The 17,145-nt window shown below is 57.1% G+C and carries 19 protein-coding genes; 4 read left to right on the top strand and 15 right to left on the bottom strand.

Annotated features, from left to right (window positions below):
• From AB5Y92_RS15035 to creD, 4 genes are all read left to right on the top strand, one after another.
• The coding region (locus tag AB5Y92_RS15035) for an ATP-binding protein (RefSeq protein WP_368227054.1) at positions 1-137 on the top strand (137 nt) is incomplete at its 5' end.
• Positions 138-217: 80 nt separating this feature from the next.
• Complete coding sequence (gene blaOXA / locus AB5Y92_RS15030; protein WP_279489970.1) at positions 218-1,012, top strand: OXA-12 family class D beta-lactamase; 795 nt, start codon at positions 218-220, stop codon at positions 1,010-1,012.
• An 84-nt stretch (positions 1,013-1,096) separates the two neighbouring features.
• Positions 1,097-1,576 (top strand): DUF1566 domain-containing protein, encoded by a 480-nt coding sequence (locus AB5Y92_RS15025; RefSeq protein ID WP_110304399.1) that lies wholly within the window; start codon positions 1,097-1,099, stop codon positions 1,574-1,576.
• 117 nt (positions 1,577-1,693) lie between these two features.
• On the top strand, positions 1,694-3,070 hold the full coding sequence (gene creD / locus AB5Y92_RS15020; protein ID WP_368227053.1) for a cell envelope integrity protein CreD: 1,377 nt from the start codon (positions 1,694-1,696) through the stop codon (positions 3,068-3,070).
• A gap of 51 nt (positions 3,071-3,121) precedes the next feature.
• Here creD and glmU read toward each other — a convergent pair whose 3' ends face one another.
• The 15 genes from glmU to mioC all read right to left on the bottom strand — a co-directional run bounded on the left by glmU (position 3,122) and on the right by mioC (position 16,897).
• Positions 3,122-4,483 carry a bifunctional UDP-N-acetylglucosamine diphosphorylase/glucosamine-1-phosphate N-acetyltransferase GlmU gene (gene glmU, locus AB5Y92_RS15015; RefSeq protein ID WP_368227052.1) on the bottom strand — a complete coding sequence of 454 codons (1,362 nt, stop codon included), beginning with the start codon at positions 4,481-4,483 and terminating at the stop codon, positions 3,122-3,124.
• 95 nt (positions 4,484-4,578) lie between these two features.
• On the bottom strand, positions 4,579-5,007 hold the full coding sequence (locus tag AB5Y92_RS15010) for a F0F1 ATP synthase subunit epsilon (RefSeq protein ID WP_005339345.1): 429 nt from the start codon (positions 5,005-5,007) through the stop codon (positions 4,579-4,581).
• An 18-nt stretch (positions 5,008-5,025) separates the two neighbouring features.
• On the bottom strand, positions 5,026-6,414 hold the full coding sequence (gene atpD, locus AB5Y92_RS15005; RefSeq protein ID WP_005339344.1) for a F0F1 ATP synthase subunit beta: 1,389 nt from the start codon (positions 6,412-6,414) through the stop codon (positions 5,026-5,028).
• A 33-nt stretch (positions 6,415-6,447) separates the two neighbouring features.
• Complete coding sequence (gene atpG, locus AB5Y92_RS15000; RefSeq protein ID WP_005339343.1) at positions 6,448-7,314, bottom strand: F0F1 ATP synthase subunit gamma; 867 nt, start codon at positions 7,312-7,314, stop codon at positions 6,448-6,450.
• A 43-nt stretch (positions 7,315-7,357) separates the two neighbouring features.
• Positions 7,358-8,899: a F0F1 ATP synthase subunit alpha gene (gene atpA / locus AB5Y92_RS14995; protein WP_005339342.1), complete on the bottom strand. Its 1,542-nt coding sequence runs from the start codon at positions 8,897-8,899 to the stop codon at positions 7,358-7,360.
• 15 nt (positions 8,900-8,914) lie between these two features.
• Entirely contained in the window at positions 8,915-9,448 is a 534-nt protein-coding gene (gene atpH, locus AB5Y92_RS14990; protein WP_201988197.1) for a F0F1 ATP synthase subunit delta, read from the bottom strand.
• 13 nt (positions 9,449-9,461) lie between these two features.
• Entirely contained in the window at positions 9,462-9,932 is a 471-nt protein-coding gene (atpF, locus tag AB5Y92_RS14985; protein ID WP_005339336.1) for a F0F1 ATP synthase subunit B, read from the bottom strand.
• 54 nt (positions 9,933-9,986) lie between these two features.
• Positions 9,987-10,229, bottom strand: a complete 243-nt coding sequence (gene atpE / locus AB5Y92_RS14980) for a F0F1 ATP synthase subunit C (protein ID WP_005307205.1) — start codon at positions 10,227-10,229, stop codon at positions 9,987-9,989.
• A gap of 58 nt (positions 10,230-10,287) precedes the next feature.
• Complete coding sequence (gene atpB / locus AB5Y92_RS14975; RefSeq protein WP_005339335.1) at positions 10,288-11,070, bottom strand: F0F1 ATP synthase subunit A; 783 nt, start codon at positions 11,068-11,070, stop codon at positions 10,288-10,290.
• Between the two features lie 8 nt (positions 11,071-11,078).
• Positions 11,079-11,489, bottom strand: coding sequence for an ATP synthase subunit I (locus tag AB5Y92_RS14970; RefSeq protein WP_368227051.1), 411 nt, complete (start codon positions 11,487-11,489; stop codon positions 11,079-11,081).
• Between the two features lie 190 nt (positions 11,490-11,679).
• Entirely contained in the window at positions 11,680-12,588 is a 909-nt protein-coding gene (locus AB5Y92_RS14965; RefSeq protein ID WP_005342343.1) for a ParB/RepB/Spo0J family partition protein, read from the bottom strand.
• Positions 12,585-13,388 (bottom strand): ParA family protein, encoded by an 804-nt coding sequence (locus AB5Y92_RS14960; protein ID WP_005357226.1) that lies wholly within the window; start codon positions 13,386-13,388, stop codon positions 12,585-12,587. Before AB5Y92_RS14960 ends, AB5Y92_RS14965 begins: the two co-directional genes overlap by 4 nt.
• A gap of 26 nt (positions 13,389-13,414) precedes the next feature.
• The gene (rsmG, locus tag AB5Y92_RS14955; protein ID WP_005339331.1) at positions 13,415-14,041 is read right to left on the bottom strand and encodes a 16S rRNA (guanine(527)-N(7))-methyltransferase RsmG; all 627 of its coding nucleotides are present in this window, start codon (positions 14,039-14,041) and stop codon (positions 13,415-13,417) included.
• 8 nt (positions 14,042-14,049) lie between these two features.
• The gene (gene mnmG / locus AB5Y92_RS14950) at positions 14,050-15,939 is read right to left on the bottom strand and encodes a tRNA uridine-5-carboxymethylaminomethyl(34) synthesis enzyme MnmG (protein ID WP_204419931.1); all 1,890 of its coding nucleotides are present in this window, start codon (positions 15,937-15,939) and stop codon (positions 14,050-14,052) included.
• Positions 15,940-16,447: 508 nt separating this feature from the next.
• Entirely contained in the window at positions 16,448-16,897 is a 450-nt protein-coding gene (gene mioC / locus AB5Y92_RS14945) for an FMN-binding protein MioC (protein ID WP_368227050.1), read from the bottom strand.
• Between the last annotated feature and the right edge of the window lie 248 nt (positions 16,898-17,145).

Raw genomic sequence — 17,145 nt, 5'->3', positions numbered from 1 at the left:
GCCCCGACAAGGGCAAGAGCAGTGGTCTCGGGCTCAGTTTCGCCCATGAGGTGGCCCACCAGCATGGCGGGCGTCTGACCCTGAGCAACCGGCCAGAGGGAGGCGCGCTGGCGGAACTCTGGCTGCCATTCACCTAGTCCCCCCGCAACTTCACATTCCCCACACAAAGCGGCATTAGACTGCCGCTTTCTCTCATCCATTTGCTCAAGGAAATGCTATGTCCCGCCTGCTTCTCTCCAGTCTGCTGGCTGCCGGTCTGCTCGCAGCCCTGCCAGCCTCCGCCGCCAGCGGCTGCTTTCTCTATGCTGACGGCAACGGCCAGACCCTCTCCAGCGAAGGGGACTGCTCCAGCCAGCTGCCGCCCGCGTCCACCTTCAAGATCCCGCTGGCGCTGATGGGTTACGACAGTGGCTATCTGGTGGATGAAGAGCATCCGGCACTGCCTTACAAACCGAGCTATGATGGCTGGCTGCCCGCCTGGCGCGAAACCACTACCCCGCGCCGCTGGGAAACCTACTCGGTCGTCTGGTTCTCCCAGCAGATCACCGAATGGCTGGGGATGGAGCGCTTCCAGCAATACGTCGACCGCTTCGACTACGGCAACCGGGATCTCTCCGGCAATCCGGGCAAGCATGACGGTCTGACCCAGGCCTGGCTCAGTTCCAGCCTCGCCATCAGTCCGGAGGAGCAGGCTCGCTTCCTCGGCAAGATGCTGAGCGGCAAGCTGCCGGTCTCGGCGCAGACCCTGCAGTACACCGCCAATATCCTCAAGGTGAGCGAGATCGACGGCTGGCAGATCCACGGCAAGACCGGCATGGGCTACCCGAAGAAGCTGGATGGCAGCCTCAACCGCGATCAGCAGATCGGCTGGTTCGTCGGCTGGGCCAGCAAACCGGGCAAGCAGCTGATCTTCGTCCATACCGTGGTGCAAAAGCCCGGCAAGCAGTTCGCCTCCCTCAAAGCGAAAGAAGAGGTGCTGGCCGCATTGCCTGAACAACTTAAAAAGCAGTGAGCTCGCTTCCCGCCAGATAACCCCCCGATAACCACGGTCAGCCCACCAGCGACGGGCTGACCGCCATTCGTAAACTAGACAAACATGAAATTATTTCTATTGCTGCTCTGGCTTCCGGCCAGCATGGCGCTGGCTGCCTGTGATCTCTCCGACCGCCTGACGCGGCAGGGAGAAGTCATCCATGATCGGCTAAACCAGCTAGAATGGCAGGCGTGCAGCCTCGGCAGCCAGTGGCTGGAGGGGAAAGGGTGCGTGGGCACACCGGCCCTGCTGACACTGCTTGAAGCCAAGGATGAAGCAGCCCGCCTTGGCGAGGGGTGGCGACTCCCCACCATCGAGGAGCTCTTCACCCTGCTCGACGAAAATTGCCGGGCGCCGATGACAGACCCGCGCTTCTTCTCCGATATCCATGACAACGGGGAAAATTCAGCCCCCTACTGGACCTCCAGCTCCATTGAGGAGATGCCGGAACTGGTCTATTACATCGACTTTATGCACGGACTCATCGACGGCCACACCGATCGTTTCGCACAAGCCGCTCGGTTGGTGCGCTCCCGCCCCTGAACAATCCCGCGGCGCCTGATGGCGCCGTTTTTCAACAGTTCACCGCCACTTCACACAAGCCCATCACCACTTCACGCCGGACTGACAGACTCACTCCATCCAACAAGGAGACGTGTCATGGTCAAACAGATATTCACTCACAAGATCTTTCTGCTGCTGTTGCTCAGCCTGCTGTTGATGGTGCCGGTGCAATCCATCATGGAGCTGAACCGGGAGCGTCAGGCTTACCGCAGTCAGGCCATTCACAGCATCATGGCCAGCAGCAGCGGCCCGCAACGGCTGATGGGGCCCATTATCGTACAGCCCTATACCCGTTCGGTGACGGTCGAGCAGGAGGGCAAGCGCTTCATCCGTCAGGAGCAGATCTACCGCTACCTGCTGCCGGAGCAGTTGGATATCAAGGCCAACATGGAGGTGACCCCGCGCAAGCTGGGCATCTATCAGGCGCAGGTCTACCAGACCCGACTCACCCTATCGGGCCACCTGCCTACCCGACAGAGTCTGCTGAATGACGCGACCTCACCGCTCGGTGAAACGGCCGAGCTGGTGGCGGGCAAACCCTACCTGAGCCTAGTGCTCTCCGATGCCCGCGGTATCAACAGCGTGCCCGAACTGCAACTCGGCACACAGCGGATCCCGTTTGCCCCCGGCGCCCGCCTCGGTGACGCGCTCGCGGGTATCCATGCCCCACTCGACAACCTGCCGCAGCAGGATGGCACCTTCCATCTGGAGCTCAATCTACAGGGGATGAACGCCCTCGACATAGTCCCGCTGGGCAAGGAGAGCACCCTGCAGCTGGCGGGCAACTGGCCCCACCCCAACTTTATCGGTGACTTTCTGCCGGGCAGTCGCACCCTCAGCCCACAAGGGTTTGAGGCCAACTGGCAAACCAGCTGGTTCGCCAGCGACATGGAGACCCGCTTCAACCGGATGATGAACGGGGGCGATAGCAATCTCTCCACCTTCAGCGTCAGTCTGGTGCAGCCGGTGGATCACTATCAGCTCAACGAACGGGCGGCCAAATATGCCCTGCTCTTCATCGGCCTCACCTTTATCAGCTTCTTTATGTTCGAGCTGCTCAAGGGGCTGCGGGTTCACCCGATCCAGTACGCGCTGGTGGGCATGGGGCTGGCTATCTTCTATCTGGTACTGCTGGCCCTGACCGAACACCTCGGCTTTGGCTGGGCCTATCTGGTGGCCGCACTGGCCAGCGTACAGCTCAACGGTTTCTACCTCAGTCATGTGCTGGGCGGCCCGAAACAGGGGATCGGCTTCGCAGCGCTGCTCGGGCTGGTCTATGCCATCCTCTACAGCCTGCTGCAGGCCGAAGAGATTGCTCTGCTGCTCGGCGCCCTGCTCTTGTTCGCCACCCTGGCGCTGATCATGCTGCTGACCCGCAAGCTCGACTGGTATCAGGTGATGGACTACAACGCACCCGCGACCACATGGGCGGCCCCCCAGTCATCGACCAGTGACACCAGCCATCAGTCATAAGCCAAAAAAACCGGCGCCATCAGGCGCCGGTTCTATTTTATTGATCGGGCATCACTTCTTCTTGACCGGGCGAGCCCAGTTCTTGATGTGGCGCTGGGGCACCCGAGTGATCACCAGCTCATTCTCGGCCACATCCTTGGTGATGGTAGAACCCGCCCCCAGGGTCGCACCCTTGCCGATGCGCACCGGCGCCACCAGCTGGGTATCGGAACCGACGAATACATCGTCCTCGATGATGGTCTGGAATTTGTTGACCCCGTCGTAGTTGCAGGTGATGGTGCCGGCACCGATGTTCACCTTAGCACCCACCTCAGCATCCCCCAGATAAGTGAGGTGACCGCACTTGGAACCACCCCCCAGACGGGCCTTCTTCATCTCGACGAAGTTGCCAACGTGGGCATCCTGCTCCAGCACGGCACCCGGGCGCAGACGGGCAAACGGGCCGACCGAGCACTGATCCGCCACCTGAGCCCCTTCAACGATGGAGTAGGGCTTCACTTCGGTGTGATCACCAATGACACAATCCTTCAGCACGGCACCAGCACCGATACGGACGTGGTTGCCGAGGGTTACCTTGCCTTCGATGATGACGTTGACATCGATCACCACCTCTTCACCGATCTCGAGGGTTCCGCGCAGATCGAAGCGGGCCGGGTCGATCAGGGTAGCACCGGCGATCATCAGCTTCTCGGCCTGCATCTGCTGGTAGCTGCGCTCAAGGGCAGCCAGCTGCACCCGGTTGTTGGCCCCTTCCACCTCGGCGGCACGCTCTGGATGCACAGCGGCAATCGGGCAGCCATCGCCGTGCGCCATCGCGATCACATCGGTCAGGTAGAATTCGCCCTGGGCATTCTTGTTGTCGAGACGAGACAACCATTGACGCAACTGGCCCCCATTGGCCACCAGCACGCCGGTGTTCACCTCACGGATCGCCAGCTGTTCGGCATTGGCATCCTTCTGCTCGACGATGCCGACTACCTGACCATTTTCACGGACGATGCGGCCATAGCCGGTGGGGTTGTCCAGTACCACAGTCAGCAGTGCCATCCCGTTTTCAGCCTTGGCAGCCAGCAGTCGCTGCAGGGTCTCTGGCTGGATCAGCGGGGTATCGCCGTACAGCACCAGCACGTCGTCTTCATCCTTCCAGAACGGGATGGCTTGGGCGACGGCGTGACCGGTCCCCAGCTGTTGCGCCTGCAGCACCCAGTTCACATCGGCCGCCACGATCCGCTCTTTCAGCAGTTCGGCACCGTGGCCATAGACCAGATGCAGCTGCTCGGCACCGACCTGACGTGCAGTATCGATCACATGGGAAACCATGGGTTTGTTGGCTACCGGGTGCAGTACCTTGGGCAGAGCGGAACGCATGCGGGTACCTTTACCCGCCGCCAGGATCACGACGTTGAGAGACATGACTTCGACCTTGAACTTGTGTGGAAATACTCGGCGGAGTCTATCCAACGGGTAAAAAAAAAGCGACCCGAAGGTCGCTTTTTACATCACCGTTATTAGCGGTAATTCTTTTTGACGATATCGATGACTCGCAGTTGAGCCATCGCCTTGGCCAGCTCGGTGGCAGCCTGGGCGTAGTCGATATCACCATGGGAGCTGTGGATCCGCTCTTCGGCTGCGCGCTTGGCTTCCTGGGCTTTCGCCTCATCCAAGTCGTCAGCACGAATCGCGGTGTCCGCCAGCACGGTCACGGATTCAGGTTGTACTTCCAGCATACCGCCGGAGATGTACAGCACCTCTTCAGTTCCGTTCTGCTTCACCAAGCGGACCAGGCCCGGCTTGATGGCAGTCAGCAACGGAGCATGACCGTGGCGGAGACCCAACTCACCTTCGGAGCCTGATACCTGAGCGGATTGCACGCGACCGGAAAACAGTTTTCCTTCGGCGCTCACCACGTCCAGGTGAAAGGAGATCATCTCTGCCATGGGCCCTCCTGTCGAGGCTTACAGTTTTTTGGATTTCTCGACGACTTCGTCGATACCGCCAACCATGTAGAACGCCTGCTCGGGCAGATCGTCATACTCGCCTTTCAGGATGCCCTGGAAACCACGGATGGTCTCTTTCAGCGGCACGTATTTACCCGGAGAACCGGTAAACACTTCTGCTACGAAGAACGGCTGGGACAGGAAACGCTCGATCTTACGGGCACGGGCTACGGTCAGTTTGTCTTCTTCTGACAGTTCATCCATACCCAGGATGGCGATGATGTCCTTCAGCTCTTTGTAGCGCTGCAGTACGGTCTGAACGCCACGAGCGGTCTCGTAGTGCTCTTTGCCAACCACCAGCGGATCCAGCTGACGAGAGGTAGAGTCCAGCGGGTCAACGGCCGGGTAGATACCCAGTGCCGCGATTTGACGGGACAGTACCACGGTCGCATCCAGGTGGGCAAAGGTGGTCGCCGGAGACGGGTCAGTCAAGTCATCCGCAGGAACGTAAACGGCCTGTACGGAGGTGATGGAACCAGTCTTGGTGGAGGTGATACGTTCTTGCAGAACACCCATCTCCTCGGCCAGGGTCGGCTGGTAACCTACTGCGGAAGGCATACGGCCCAACAGTGCGGATACTTCGGTACCGGCCAGGGTGTAACGGTAGATGTTATCTACGAAGAACAGCACGTCACGACCTTCGTCACGGAACTTCTCGGCCATGGTCAGGCCGGTCAGCGCAACGCGCAGACGGTTTCCGGGCGGCTCGTTCATCTGACCGTAAACCAGAGATACTTTGTCCAGTACGTTGGACTCCATCATCTCGTGGTAGAAGTCGTTACCCTCACGGGTACGCTCACCTACACCGGCGAACACAGAGTAACCACTGTGCTCGATCGCGATGTTACGGATCAGCTCCATCATGTTTACGGTTTTGCCTACACCGGCACCACCGAACAGACCAACCTTACCACCCTTGGCGAACGGGCATACCAGGTCGATAACCTTGATGCCGGTCTCCAGCAGATCGTTGCTGTTGGACTGATCTTCGTAGCTGGGAGCAGCGCGGTGGATAGACCAGCACTCTTCTTCACCGATCGGACCTTTTTCGTCGATTGGCTCACCCAGTACGTTCATGATCCGACCCAGAGTCGCAGTACCGACCGGAACCTGGATGGATTTACCGCTATTCACTACTTCCAACCCACGACGCAGACCGTCGGAGGAGCCCATGGTGATGCAACGAACGACGCCGCCACCGATCTGTTGCTGAACTTCCAGCACCAGACCCTGGCCTTGACCTTCGCTAACGACCTTCAGTGCATCGTACACCTGGGGCACGGCATTCTGCGGGAACTCGATGTCCACCACAGCGCCGATGATTTGGACGATGAAACCGTTACTCATGTCAAATCCTCTAAACCTTTGATAACCCTTGCCTTACACCGCAGCAGCACCGGATACGATCTCTGTCAGCTCCTGGGTAATACTGGCCTGACGGGCCTTGTTGTATACCAGTTGCAGATCGTTAATCAGGTTACCGGCGTTGTCAGTCGCGGCTTGCATGGCAACCATTCGGGCTGCCTGTTCACTTGCCAAGTTTTCCACTACACCTTGGTAAACCTGAGATTCGACATAGCGAACCAGCAGGGTATCCAGCAGCTTCTTGGGATCCGGCTCATAGAGGTAATCCCAGTGGTGTTTCTTGGCGAGCTTGCTGTCTTCAGTTACGGGCAAAGGCAGCAGTTGATCGACCCGTGGTTGCTGCACCATGGTGTTGACGAACTTGTTGTACACCAGATACAGCTTGTCAATCTCACCGTTGTCGTAAGCCTTCAGCATGACCTTGACTGAACCAATCAGGTCATTGACGCTCGGACTATCGCCCAGTCCTGCGACATGAGCTTTAACCTTGGCGCCGTGCCGTTCAAAGAAGTTGGAGGCCTTGTTACCGATCAGTGCCAAGTCAACCTTGGCACCTTTCGCGCTCCATTGCTTCATATCATTGAGGGCAGCCTTGAACAGGTTGATGTTCAGACCACCACACAGGCCACGGTCGGTGGAGACGACGATGTAACCCACTCGCTTGACCTCACGTTCGATGAGGTAGGGGTGCTTGTATTCCAAGTTCCCCTGAGCGATATGGCCGATCACCTTGCGCATGGTTTCAGCGTACGGACGGCTGGCAGACATGCGTTCCTGCGCACGGCGCATTTTGCTTGCTGCCACCATTTCCATAGCGCCGGTGATCTTCTGAGTGTTTTTCACACTCCCGATCTTGTTACGTATCTCTTTTGCGCCGGCCATCTCTTACTCTCCATCAAGTGGCAGCTCACGCTGCCACACACGCTTACCAGGTCTGGGTTGCTTTGAAGCTATCCAGCAACGCAGTCAGCTTGCCAACGATCGCGTCGTTGTAGTCGGCTTTGGCATTGATTTCAGCCATCAGCTCGGCATGCTGGGTATTGGCGTAAGAGAGCAGAGCGGCTTCGAAGTCGACGATTTTGTTCAGCTCGACATCGGAGAGATAGCCTTTCTCGGCGGCGAACAACACCAGAGACTGGTGAGCCACGCTCAGCGGAGAGTACTGCTTCTGCTTCATCAGCTCGGTCACTTTCACACCGTGATCCAGCTGCTTGCGAGTCGCCTCGTCCAGATCGGAAGAGAACTGGGCGAATGCCGCCAGTTCGCGATACTGGGCCAGCGCGGTACGGATACCACCGGACAGCTTCTTGACGATCTTGGTCTGAGCAGCACCACCTACACGGGATACGGAGATACCCGGGTCAACCGCCGGACGAATACCGGAGTTGAACAGCTGTGAAGTCAGGAAGATCTGACCGTCGGTGATGGAGATCACGTTGGTCGGAACGAACGCAGATACGTCACCCGCCTGGGTTTCGATGATTGGCAGCGCGGTTAAAGAACCGGTTTTGCCTTTCACTTCACCCTTGGTGAACTTCTCTACGTACTCGGCGTTAACGCGAGCAGCACGCTCCAGCAGACGGGAGTGCAGATAGAAAACGTCACCCGGGTAAGCTTCACGTCCTGGCGGACGGCGCAGCAGCAGGGAGATCTGGCGATAAGCTACGGCCTGCTTGGACAGGTCATCATAGATGATCAGCGCGTCTTCACCGCGGTCACGGAAGTACTCACCCATGGAGCAACCAGCATACGGAGCCAGGTACTGCAGGGCAGCCGCTTCGGAGGCAGAGGCAACCACCACGATGGTGTTGGCCAGGGCACCGTGCTCTTCCAGCTTGCGCACCACGTTGGCGATGGTGGAGGCCTTCTGGCCAATCGCAACGTAGACACACTTAATGCCGGAATCTTTCTGGTTGATGATGGTGTCGATCGCGATGGCGGTCTTACCAACCTGACGGTCACCGATGATCAGCTCACGCTGGCCACGACCGATTGGGATCATGGCATCGATGGCTTTCAGACCGGTCTGGACCGGCTGGTCAACAGACTTACGCTCGATAACGCCCGGTGCGATCACTTCGATCGGCGAGAAGCCGTCGTTGTCGATCGGACCTTTACCGTCGATCGGCTGACCCAGGGTGTTCAGCACCCGGCCCAACAGACCACGACCTACCGGCACTTCCAGAATACGGCCAGTACCTTTTACTTTCATTCCTTCTGACAGACCGTCATAGGAACCCATAATCACCGCACCAACGGAGTCACGCTCCAGGTTCAATGCCAGAGCGTAACGGTTGCCCGGCAGCTCGATCATCTCACCCTGCATGGCATCAGCTAGGCCGTGAATACGAATGATACCGTCGCTCACAGAGACGATAGTACCTTCGTTACGCGCTTCGCTCTTTACATCAAACTGCGCAATGCGCTGCTTGATCAGCTCGGCGATTTCAGTGGAATTCAGTTGCATGCTCTAATACCCCAATCAAGATTGCAGCGCGTCAGCCATGCGATCCAGCTTACCGCGGACTGTGCCGTCGATTACCAGATCACCGGCCTTGATGAGCACCCCGGCCATCAAGGACGCATCGATGCTGCAATTCAGCTTCACTTTGCGCGCGAGACGTTGTTCCAGAGAAGCCTGAATATTGGCTTTCTGCTGGTCGGTCAGTTCGATCGCCGAAATCACGTCAGCCTGAACCTCTTTATCCAGTTCAGCTTTGAACGCTAAAAATTCAGCAACGACCGCCGGCAGCACACCCAAGCGACCATTCTCGGCCATCACCCGGATCAGGTTCTGGCCATGCACGTCGAGTTGCTCACCGCAGACACCGACAAACAGCGTTGCCAGCTCTTCAGCGGCCACAGAGCCGTTTACCAGGTTGTGCATGGTCTCGTTTTCCACTACTTGCGCAGCGAAACCGAGCATACCCAGCCACTGGTCAACCGCCTTGTGCTCAACGGCAAACTCGAAAGCAGCCTTGGCGTAGGGGCGAGCGATTGTAGTCAGTTCAGACATAGCCCCGTTCCCGTTACAGTTCTGCTACCAGTTTGTCGACGATGTCGCTGTTGGCAGCCTGGTCGATTTGACGCGCCAGGATCTTCTCTGCACCAGCAATGGCAAGAGCAGCAACCTGCTTACGCAGTTCTTCTTTGGCACGATGACGTTCAGCTTCGATCTCGGCACGGCCCTGAGCCAGGATTTTTTCCCGCTCAGACTGGGCACCAGCGGCAGCTTCATCAATGATCTGGGCTTTACGTTTGTTAGCCTGCTCAATGATTTCAGCAGCCTGCAGCTTGGCTTCTTTCAGCTGATCGGTGGCGTTGGCCTTGGCCAAATCCAGATCTTTCTTGGCACGTTCGGCAGAAGATAGACCGTCAGCAATAGCTTTCTGACGGGCTTCGATGGCTGCAATCAGCGGCGGCCATACGTACTTCATGCAAAACACTACGAAGAAGAAAAAAGCAATTGCTTGGCCGAGGAGGGTGGCATTGATATTCACAGCCGATGTCCTCTTAAGTTAGTTAATGGGTTATGCCTGGAGAGTCGTAACGACTTAGCCAGCAACCGCAAACATCACGTACAGACCCAGACCAACGGCGATCATCGGGATCGCATCCACCAGACCCATTACGATGAAGAACTGGGTACGCAGAACAGGGATCAGATCCGGTTGACGAGCAGCACCTTCCAGGAACTTACCACCCAGGATACCGATACCGATGGAAGCGCCGATAGCAGCCAGACCCATCATCATTGCAGCAGCGATGTACAGCAGGTCCATGTTCAAGTTTTCCATGAGGATCTCCAGTTATTTAGATGTAATTGATTGTATAAAAAGGATTTTTTGAGTTGCATCAACCATGGTCTTCCTGCGCCATCGACAGATAGACGATGGTCAGAACCATGAAAATGAATGCCTGCAAAGTGATGATCAGGATGTGGAAAATTGCCCAAGGCACGGACAGGATCCACTGTGACCACCAGGGTAACAAACCAGCAATCAGGATAAAGATCAGTTCGCCAGCATACATGTTGCCGAACAGTCGAAGACCCAGAGAAACAGGTTTGGAAATCAGCGTAACAGTTTCCAGGATGAGGTTAACCGGGATGGCCGCCGGGTGGTTGAAAGGCTGAAGCGTCAGCTCCTTCACAAACCCGCCGATACCCTTGACCTTGATGCTGTAATACAGGATCAAGAAGAACACGCCCAAAGCCATGGACATGGTGATGTTAACGTCAGCAGAGGGAACCACACGCAGATAGGGAATACCCATCAATTGTGCAGCGTGAGGGATAAAGTCAACGGGGATCAGATCCATGAAGTTCATCAGGAAGATCCACACAAACACCGTCAGTCCCAAAGGTGCGATGACCTTGTTGCGACCGTGAAAGATGTCTTTGACGTTACCATTCACAAACTCGACCAGCATCTCCACAAAGCACTGCAGCTTACCCGGCACCCCGCTGGTAGCGTTAACGGCTACTTTGCGGAACAGCAGGATAAACAGGGCGCCTAGCACGACGGAAAATACCATTGAGTCGATATTGACCGTCCAGAACCCGGACCCGACTTGAAGGTGGGTCAGGTGGTGGGAGATATATCCCTGAGGAGTCAGGACTTCTCCGGTTGCAGACATGAGTTTTCCTAATAGTGGTTGTTAAGCGTGAATGAAACCATCCACTGTACAACGAGGGCGAGGATATAAGTGGCGAAAAACGAGACGGTAACGACCTCGACTCCCGCACCAAACATCAGGGCGAATAGACCTGTTGTAGAAATGAGCTTAATCCCTGCCCCACCATAAAAGTCCCGCAAAACCAGGCCCACACTCTCGGTTGTCACCTTGCGGCGCAGCACCCAGACAGTAAACAAGGCTTGAGGAACCCAGTACATCCCCCCTCCGTAGAGGGCGGAATAACCGGCGCTGGCACCAGTCAGGTAAAACCAGACGGCACTCATCGCCAGGATCAGGATGAGCTGACAAACGAGCATAACCAAGGCCTGTGTCAAACCTTCCAAGGCTATTTTCTGCTTCACCAACCTACCCCTGAACATTACAGAACTGTAAAAAATCGGGATCCGAAGACCCCATGTTAACAGCTCTTAAAGCCGGTCAAATTATACCCTTGAGGGCAGCTATTGCAATATGACAAAAATCCTTAATTTTTGCGGCTTTCCGCGGCAAATCAGGGTTATGGTCATATCAAAAGGAATGGATGTTTTATTACTACAAAAAGCGTAAAAATCACGATTCCGACACGCCAAAATAGCCCAATATACGGTCCAAATCGGACAAATTCTCGTAACTTATTACTAACTTCCCGCTATCCCGCTTGCCAGGCTGAAGTTGCACCTGATTGCCTATTTTTTCTGCCAGTTGGCGCTCCAGGTAGCCGATCTGTGGATCACGGGCCGGTTCGACCCTGGCTTTTGCCGGTTCGAGCGCTTTTTGCACCAGCTTCTCGGTATCGCGTACAGTCAGCCCTTTCTGGGCAACCAGCTTGGCCAGTTCAGACTGGGCCTGGCCGCTCAGGGCCAGCAGGGCACGGGCATGGCCCATGTCGAGGTCGCCATGCTCGACGAAACGCTTCACGTCGTCGTTGAGCTGGTTGAGACGCAACAGGTTGGTCACCGTGGTGCGGGACTTGCCCACCGCCTCGGCCACCTGCTGGTGGGTGAGTTCAAATTCGGTCAGCAGTCTTTGTAGAGCGACCGCCTCTTCGATGGCATTGAGGTCTTCCCGCTGAATATTCTCAATCAGCGCGATGGCGACGGCAGCCTCGTCGGGTACATCCTTGACGATACAGGGCACCACCTCGAGCCGCGCCAGCTGGGACGCGCGCCAGCGCCGTTCACCGGCGATGATTTCGAAGGATTGTTCGCCGAGAGGGCGTACCACGATGGGCTGGATCACCCCCTGAGCGCGGATGGAGTTGGCAAGCTCTTCCAGTGCATCCTGGGACATGTCCTTGCGGGGCTGGTACTTGCCGGACTGCAACCACTCCACCGGCAGCTTGCGCAGCTCGCCCTGATTGGTGGGGGCCATGGCCTCTTCAGTACGTTGATCGCTCATCACCTGTTTCTGGCGGGCAGCCGTGCTGGTACTGAGCAGGGCATCCAGCCCCTTGCCCAGTCCACGTTTTTTCGGAGTCATATGCTCTCTCGGTCTGCGATGGTCGCCTGACGTTCCTGCTCCTGGCGGCGCAGGATCTCGCCAGCCAGTGCCAGGTAGGCCTTGGCGCCCACCGATGATTTGTCATAGTGCATGGCCGGGGCACCGAAACTCGGGGCCTCAGCCAGTCTAACGTTGCGGGGAATGATGGTGCGGTAGACTTTGTCGCCAAAGTGCTGTTTTAGCTGATCGGACACATCATTGGCCAGCCGGTTGCGGTGATCGAACATGGTGCGCAGCACCCCTTCGATCTTGAGCTCCGGATTGACCACGGCGGCCAGCTTGCTGATGGTGTCGACCAGGGCGGTGAGCCCCTCCAGCGCGTAATATTCGCACTGCATGGGCACCAGCACGGAGTCGGCGGCGGCCATGGCGTTCACGGTCAGCATGTTGAGAGAGGGCGGGCAGTCGATGAAGACGTAGTCGTATTTGTCCCGCACCGAAGCCAGCGCATTGCGCAGGCGGATTTCGCGGGCGAAAAATTCCATCAGACGGATTTCGGCCGCGGTCACGTCGGCGTTGGCGGCAATCAGGTGATAGCCCCCGGTGGTTTCGGGGATGATCACTTCGCTGATGGGGGCATCCTCGATCAGCAACTCATAGGCGGTGCGCTCGACGTCATACTTGTCGACACCGCTGCCCATGGTGGCATTGCCCTGCGGATCCAGATCGATCACCAGCACCTTGCGCCGGGTGGCAGCCATGGAGGCGGCCAGATTCACACAGGTGGTGGTTTTACCCACTCCCCCCTTCTGGTTGGCTATGGCGATGACTTTTCCCACACGATCCCCTAAATGAAACTGCGACCCTATTCGGGCTGGATATGTTTGAATTCCAGCAGATGACGTTCGCCTTCCAGCTCCGGCACCCGCAACTCATGACAGGCTACCAGACGGATATTGGCAGGCAACTGGGCCAGCTCCTGCTCGGGATATTGTCCCTTGAGTGCCAGGAAGCAGCCCTGTTCTGACGGCAGGTGGTGACACCAGCTCAGCATGTCCTCCAGCGAGGCAAATGCCCGACTCAGTACACCATCAAATCCCACCTCGGGTTGATACTCTTCAACCCGGGATTTGACCGGCGTCACATTGGTCAGACCCAGCTCCTGGATCACCTGGCGGATGAAGTTGATCCGCTTGCCCAGACTGTCGAGCAGGACGAACTGCTTGTCCGGATTGATGATCGCCAGCGGCAATCCCGGCAGGCCGGGACCTGTCCCCACATCGATGAAGCGCTCACCGTGCAAGTGGGGGCTTACCACCAGGCTATCGAGGATATGCTTGACCAGCATGGCGTCCGGATCTCGCACCGAGGTGAGATTGTAAGCCTTGTTCCACTTGTGCAGCAACTCGACCAACTGCACCAGTTGGCTCTTTTGGGTATCGGTGATAACAATTTCGGCCTGCTTGAGCAGGCCGTTCAATCTTTCCAGCATGGGATTCCTCAGGCGGTTTTACGCAGCAGGCCGTGTTTTTTCAGGTGAACCAGCAGGATGGAGATGGCCGCCGGGGTGATGCCGGAGATGCGGGAAGCCTGACCAATGGTCTGCGGCTTGGCATCGTTCAGCTTGGCTTTCACCTCGTTGGAGAGGCCGTTCACCTCGCGATAATCCAGATCCAGCGGCAGCAAGGTGTTCTCGTTGCGTAGCTGCTTTTCCACTTCATCGTGCTGACGCTCGATGTAACCGGCGTACTTGATCTGGATCTCAACCTGTTCGGCCGCGGCAGGATCAGTCACGGAAGGGCCAACCCCTTCGATGGCCATCAGCGCATCATAGGTCACCTCGGGGCGACGCAGCAGCTCTTCCAGACTCTGTTCGCGGGTCAGCGGGGTGTTGACCAGGGCGTTGACTGCCTCCAGTGACGGATGTTGCGGGTGGATCCAGGTTGAACGCATGCGCTGATGCTCCAGCTCGACCTGTTCCATCTTGGCGTTGAATTTGCTCCAGCGCTCGTCATCCACCAGACCCAGTTCGCGACCGATGGCAGTCAGGCGGATATCGGCGTTGTCTTCCCGCAGCAGCAGGCGATATTCGGCGCGGCTGGTGAACATGCGGTAAGGCTCGCGGGTCCCCAGGGTGGAGAGATCATCCATCATCACGCCCATGTAGGCCTGATCCCGACGCGGGTTCCAGGGATCCTTGTCCTGGGCACGCAAGGCCGCGTTCAGACCGGCCATCAGGCCTTGTGCCGCCGCCTCTTCGTAACCGGTCGTCCCGTTGATCTGGCCAGCGAAGAACAGGTTTGGAATGCACTTGCTCTCCATATTGGCCTTGAGATCCCGCGGATCGAAGAAATCATATTCGATGGCATAGCCGGGGCGGGTGATGTGGGCGTTCTCGAAGCCGCGCACGGAACGGACGATCTGCACCTGCACGTCAAACGGCAGGCTGGTGGAGATCCCGTTCGGATAGAGTTCGTGGGTGGTCAGACCTTCCGGTTCGACGAAGATCTGGTGCGCAGTCTTGTCGGCGAAACGGGTGATCTTGTCTTCGATCGACGGGCAGTAGCGCGGGCCGATCCCCTCGATCACCCCGGCGTACATGGGGCTGCGATCCAGGTTATTGCGGATCACCTCGTGGGTACGCTCGTTGGTGTGGGTGACGTAGCAGGGCACCTGACGGGGATGCTGGCTGGCATTGCCGATAAACGAGAAGACGGGGCGCGGATCGTCGCCATGCTGTTCCTGCATGACGGAGAAATCGACACTGCGAGCATCGATGCGCGGAGGGGTGCCCGTCTTGAGGCGATCGATGCGCAGCGGCAGTTCGCGCAGGCGCTGGGCCAATGCGATCGAGGGAGGATCCCCGGCACGGCCGCCCTTGTAGTTTTCCATTCCGATGTGGATCAAACCGTTCAGGAAGGTACCGACCGTCAGCACCACTGTCTTGCCACTGATGCGGATCCCGCTCTGGGTGACCACACCGGCAACACGATCCCCGTCCATAATCAGATCGTCACAGGCTTGCTGGAAGATCTTCAGGTTCGGGTAGTTCTCCAGCATCTGGCGAACGACGGCCTTGTAGAGCAGGCGATCCGCCTGGGCACGAGTGGCTCGCACTGCCGGGCCCTTGGAGGAGTTTAGGGTGCGGAACTGGATCCCGCCAAGATCGATGGCACGCGCCATGATCCCGCCGAGTGCGTCAACTTCCCTGACCAGGTGTCCCTTGCCGATCCCGCCGATCGCCGGATTACAGGACATGTGTCCCAGCGTATCGATATTGTGGGTCAGCAACAGGGTGTTCATGCCCATACGGGCTGCCGCTGTTGCTGCTTCGGTTCCGGCATGACCGCCACCGACGACGATCACATCAAATTGTTCATGATATTGCATTGGGATCACCTTGATCTGCACGCCTGAAGATCTTTATTTGCCTGGGCTAAAGGGCGGAACATTCTATCTGTTTCGCGTCCTGAGGGGAACGTCTACTTAACGTTCAGTATGAAGGGAGGATCCACTAATTAGATCTTAAGGATCTTTAGATCGATCTTTTACTGGATCTCTTATTAGGATCCGCCCTTTCTGTTGATAAGCACTTTTTGATCATTAAGATCATTAATTTAAGGACGATCCTAGCTTGTGGAAAAGCTTGGATCCTGGCTCAGTGAACGAGGGGATAACCAGGACTTTTATACACAGAGGTCTGTCGGTCTGGATCTAATACATGGATAACTATAGGTTTTGCAGAGCTTTACACCGTAGTTATGCACATTGCCCCTGGGCGTTGTGGGTAACATTGTAGAACAACTCCCCCGGATCAATCTGTTAATAACATGGTGGATAGTCGATCTGGGGATAAGTGGGGAGATCAAGCTTTTTTTCAGGATCTCCCGCACGCTGATCAGGCGATCATCGTCATCCAGTCGCGGATCCACACTTCTGCGGCATCTTCGGGGATCTCGTGTTGGGTCACATCGATGTCGAGCCGCTCGCCGATCCGGCTGGCACCGCACTCGGCCAGCAGCCGATCCAGCGTCTTGCCACCCTGGCAAAAGGTGTCATAACTGCTGTCACCAAGGGCGATCACGCCATATTTCAATGAATTAAGATCCGGATGCTGCTCGGCAAGATCCTTGGCGAAGGGTTGCAGGTTGTCGGGCACATCCCCGGCACCATGGGTGGAAGTGACCACCAGCAGGATGGATCCCGCATCATCCAGCACCTCTGCCAGCTTGGCCGGGTTGTGGATCCGGGTCTGGTGGCCAGCCTGTTCCAGCTGGTTGGCGACGTGGTCTGCGACATATTCGGCGGCGCCCAGCATGGAGCCGACGACGAGATTGAGTTTGGCCATGGAATGGATCCTGATTTCAGACAAAGAAACGGAAAGCCGGATTCTACCGCCAAAGGGTGTGGATAAATATGGATAAAGCTTGGGGATAATGGATCCACTCAGAGATAGCTGTGGATCTTGTCTCTGTGAGGCCAGCCGGGTGGTTCTGTTGAGTGTGTCTAGTCCTGAAATAGGTTTACACATTTTCAACTAGCATTTCTCTACTCAGAACCCCCTATGTACCGCATCGGGGGTTCTGTATTTCAACG

This window comes from Aeromonas sp. R1-1, assembly GCF_040908495.1.
Taxonomy (GTDB): Bacteria; Pseudomonadota; Gammaproteobacteria; order Enterobacterales; family Aeromonadaceae; genus Aeromonas; species Aeromonas veronii.
Note: the sequence above shows the minus strand (reverse complement) of the source record. Positions and strands in the feature narration are given on the sequence as shown.

What these genes read in the sequence shown, in the direction of transcription:
- blaOXA (WP_279489970.1), top strand. Translation starts at nt 218, where the DNA reads ATGTCCCGCCTGCTTCTCTCCAGTCTGCTGGCTGCCGGTCTGCTCGCA.
- AB5Y92_RS15025 (WP_110304399.1), top strand. Translation starts at nt 1,097, where the DNA reads ATGAAATTATTTCTATTGCTGCTCTGGCTTCCGGCCAGCATGGCGCTG.
- creD (WP_368227053.1), top strand. Translation starts at nt 1,694, where the DNA reads ATGGTCAAACAGATATTCACTCACAAGATCTTTCTGCTGCTGTTGCTC.
- glmU (WP_368227052.1), bottom strand. Translation starts at nt 4,483, where the DNA reads ATGTCTCTCAACGTCGTGATCCTGGCGGCGGGTAAAGGTACCCGCATG.
- AB5Y92_RS15010 (WP_005339345.1), bottom strand. Translation starts at nt 5,007, where the DNA reads ATGGCAGAGATGATCTCCTTTCACCTGGACGTGGTGAGCGCCGAAGGA.
- atpD (WP_005339344.1), bottom strand. Translation starts at nt 6,414, where the DNA reads ATGAGTAACGGTTTCATCGTCCAAATCATCGGCGCTGTGGTGGACATC.
- atpG (WP_005339343.1), bottom strand. Translation starts at nt 7,314, where the DNA reads ATGGCCGGCGCAAAAGAGATACGTAACAAGATCGGGAGTGTGAAAAAC.
- atpA (WP_005339342.1), bottom strand. Translation starts at nt 8,899, where the DNA reads ATGCAACTGAATTCCACTGAAATCGCCGAGCTGATCAAGCAGCGCATT.
- atpH (WP_201988197.1), bottom strand. Translation starts at nt 9,448, where the DNA reads ATGTCTGAACTGACTACAATCGCTCGCCCCTACGCCAAGGCTGCTTTC.
- atpE (WP_005307205.1), bottom strand. Translation starts at nt 10,229, where the DNA reads ATGGAAAACTTGAACATGGACCTGCTGTACATCGCTGCTGCAATGATG.
- atpB (WP_005339335.1), bottom strand. Translation starts at nt 11,070, where the DNA reads ATGTCTGCAACCGGAGAAGTCCTGACTCCTCAGGGATATATCTCCCAC.
- AB5Y92_RS14970 (WP_368227051.1), bottom strand. Translation starts at nt 11,489, where the DNA reads ATGTTCAGGGGTAGGTTGGTGAAGCAGAAAATAGCCTTGGAAGGTTTG.
- AB5Y92_RS14965 (WP_005342343.1), bottom strand. Translation starts at nt 12,588, where the DNA reads ATGACTCCGAAAAAACGTGGACTGGGCAAGGGGCTGGATGCCCTGCTC.
- rsmG (WP_005339331.1), bottom strand. Translation starts at nt 14,041, where the DNA reads ATGCTGGAAAGATTGAACGGCCTGCTCAAGCAGGCCGAAATTGTTATC.
- mnmG (WP_204419931.1), bottom strand. Translation starts at nt 15,939, where the DNA reads ATGCAATATCATGAACAATTTGATGTGATCGTCGTCGGTGGCGGTCAT.
- mioC (WP_368227050.1), bottom strand. Translation starts at nt 16,897, where the DNA reads ATGGCCAAACTCAATCTCGTCGTCGGCTCCATGCTGGGCGCCGCCGAA.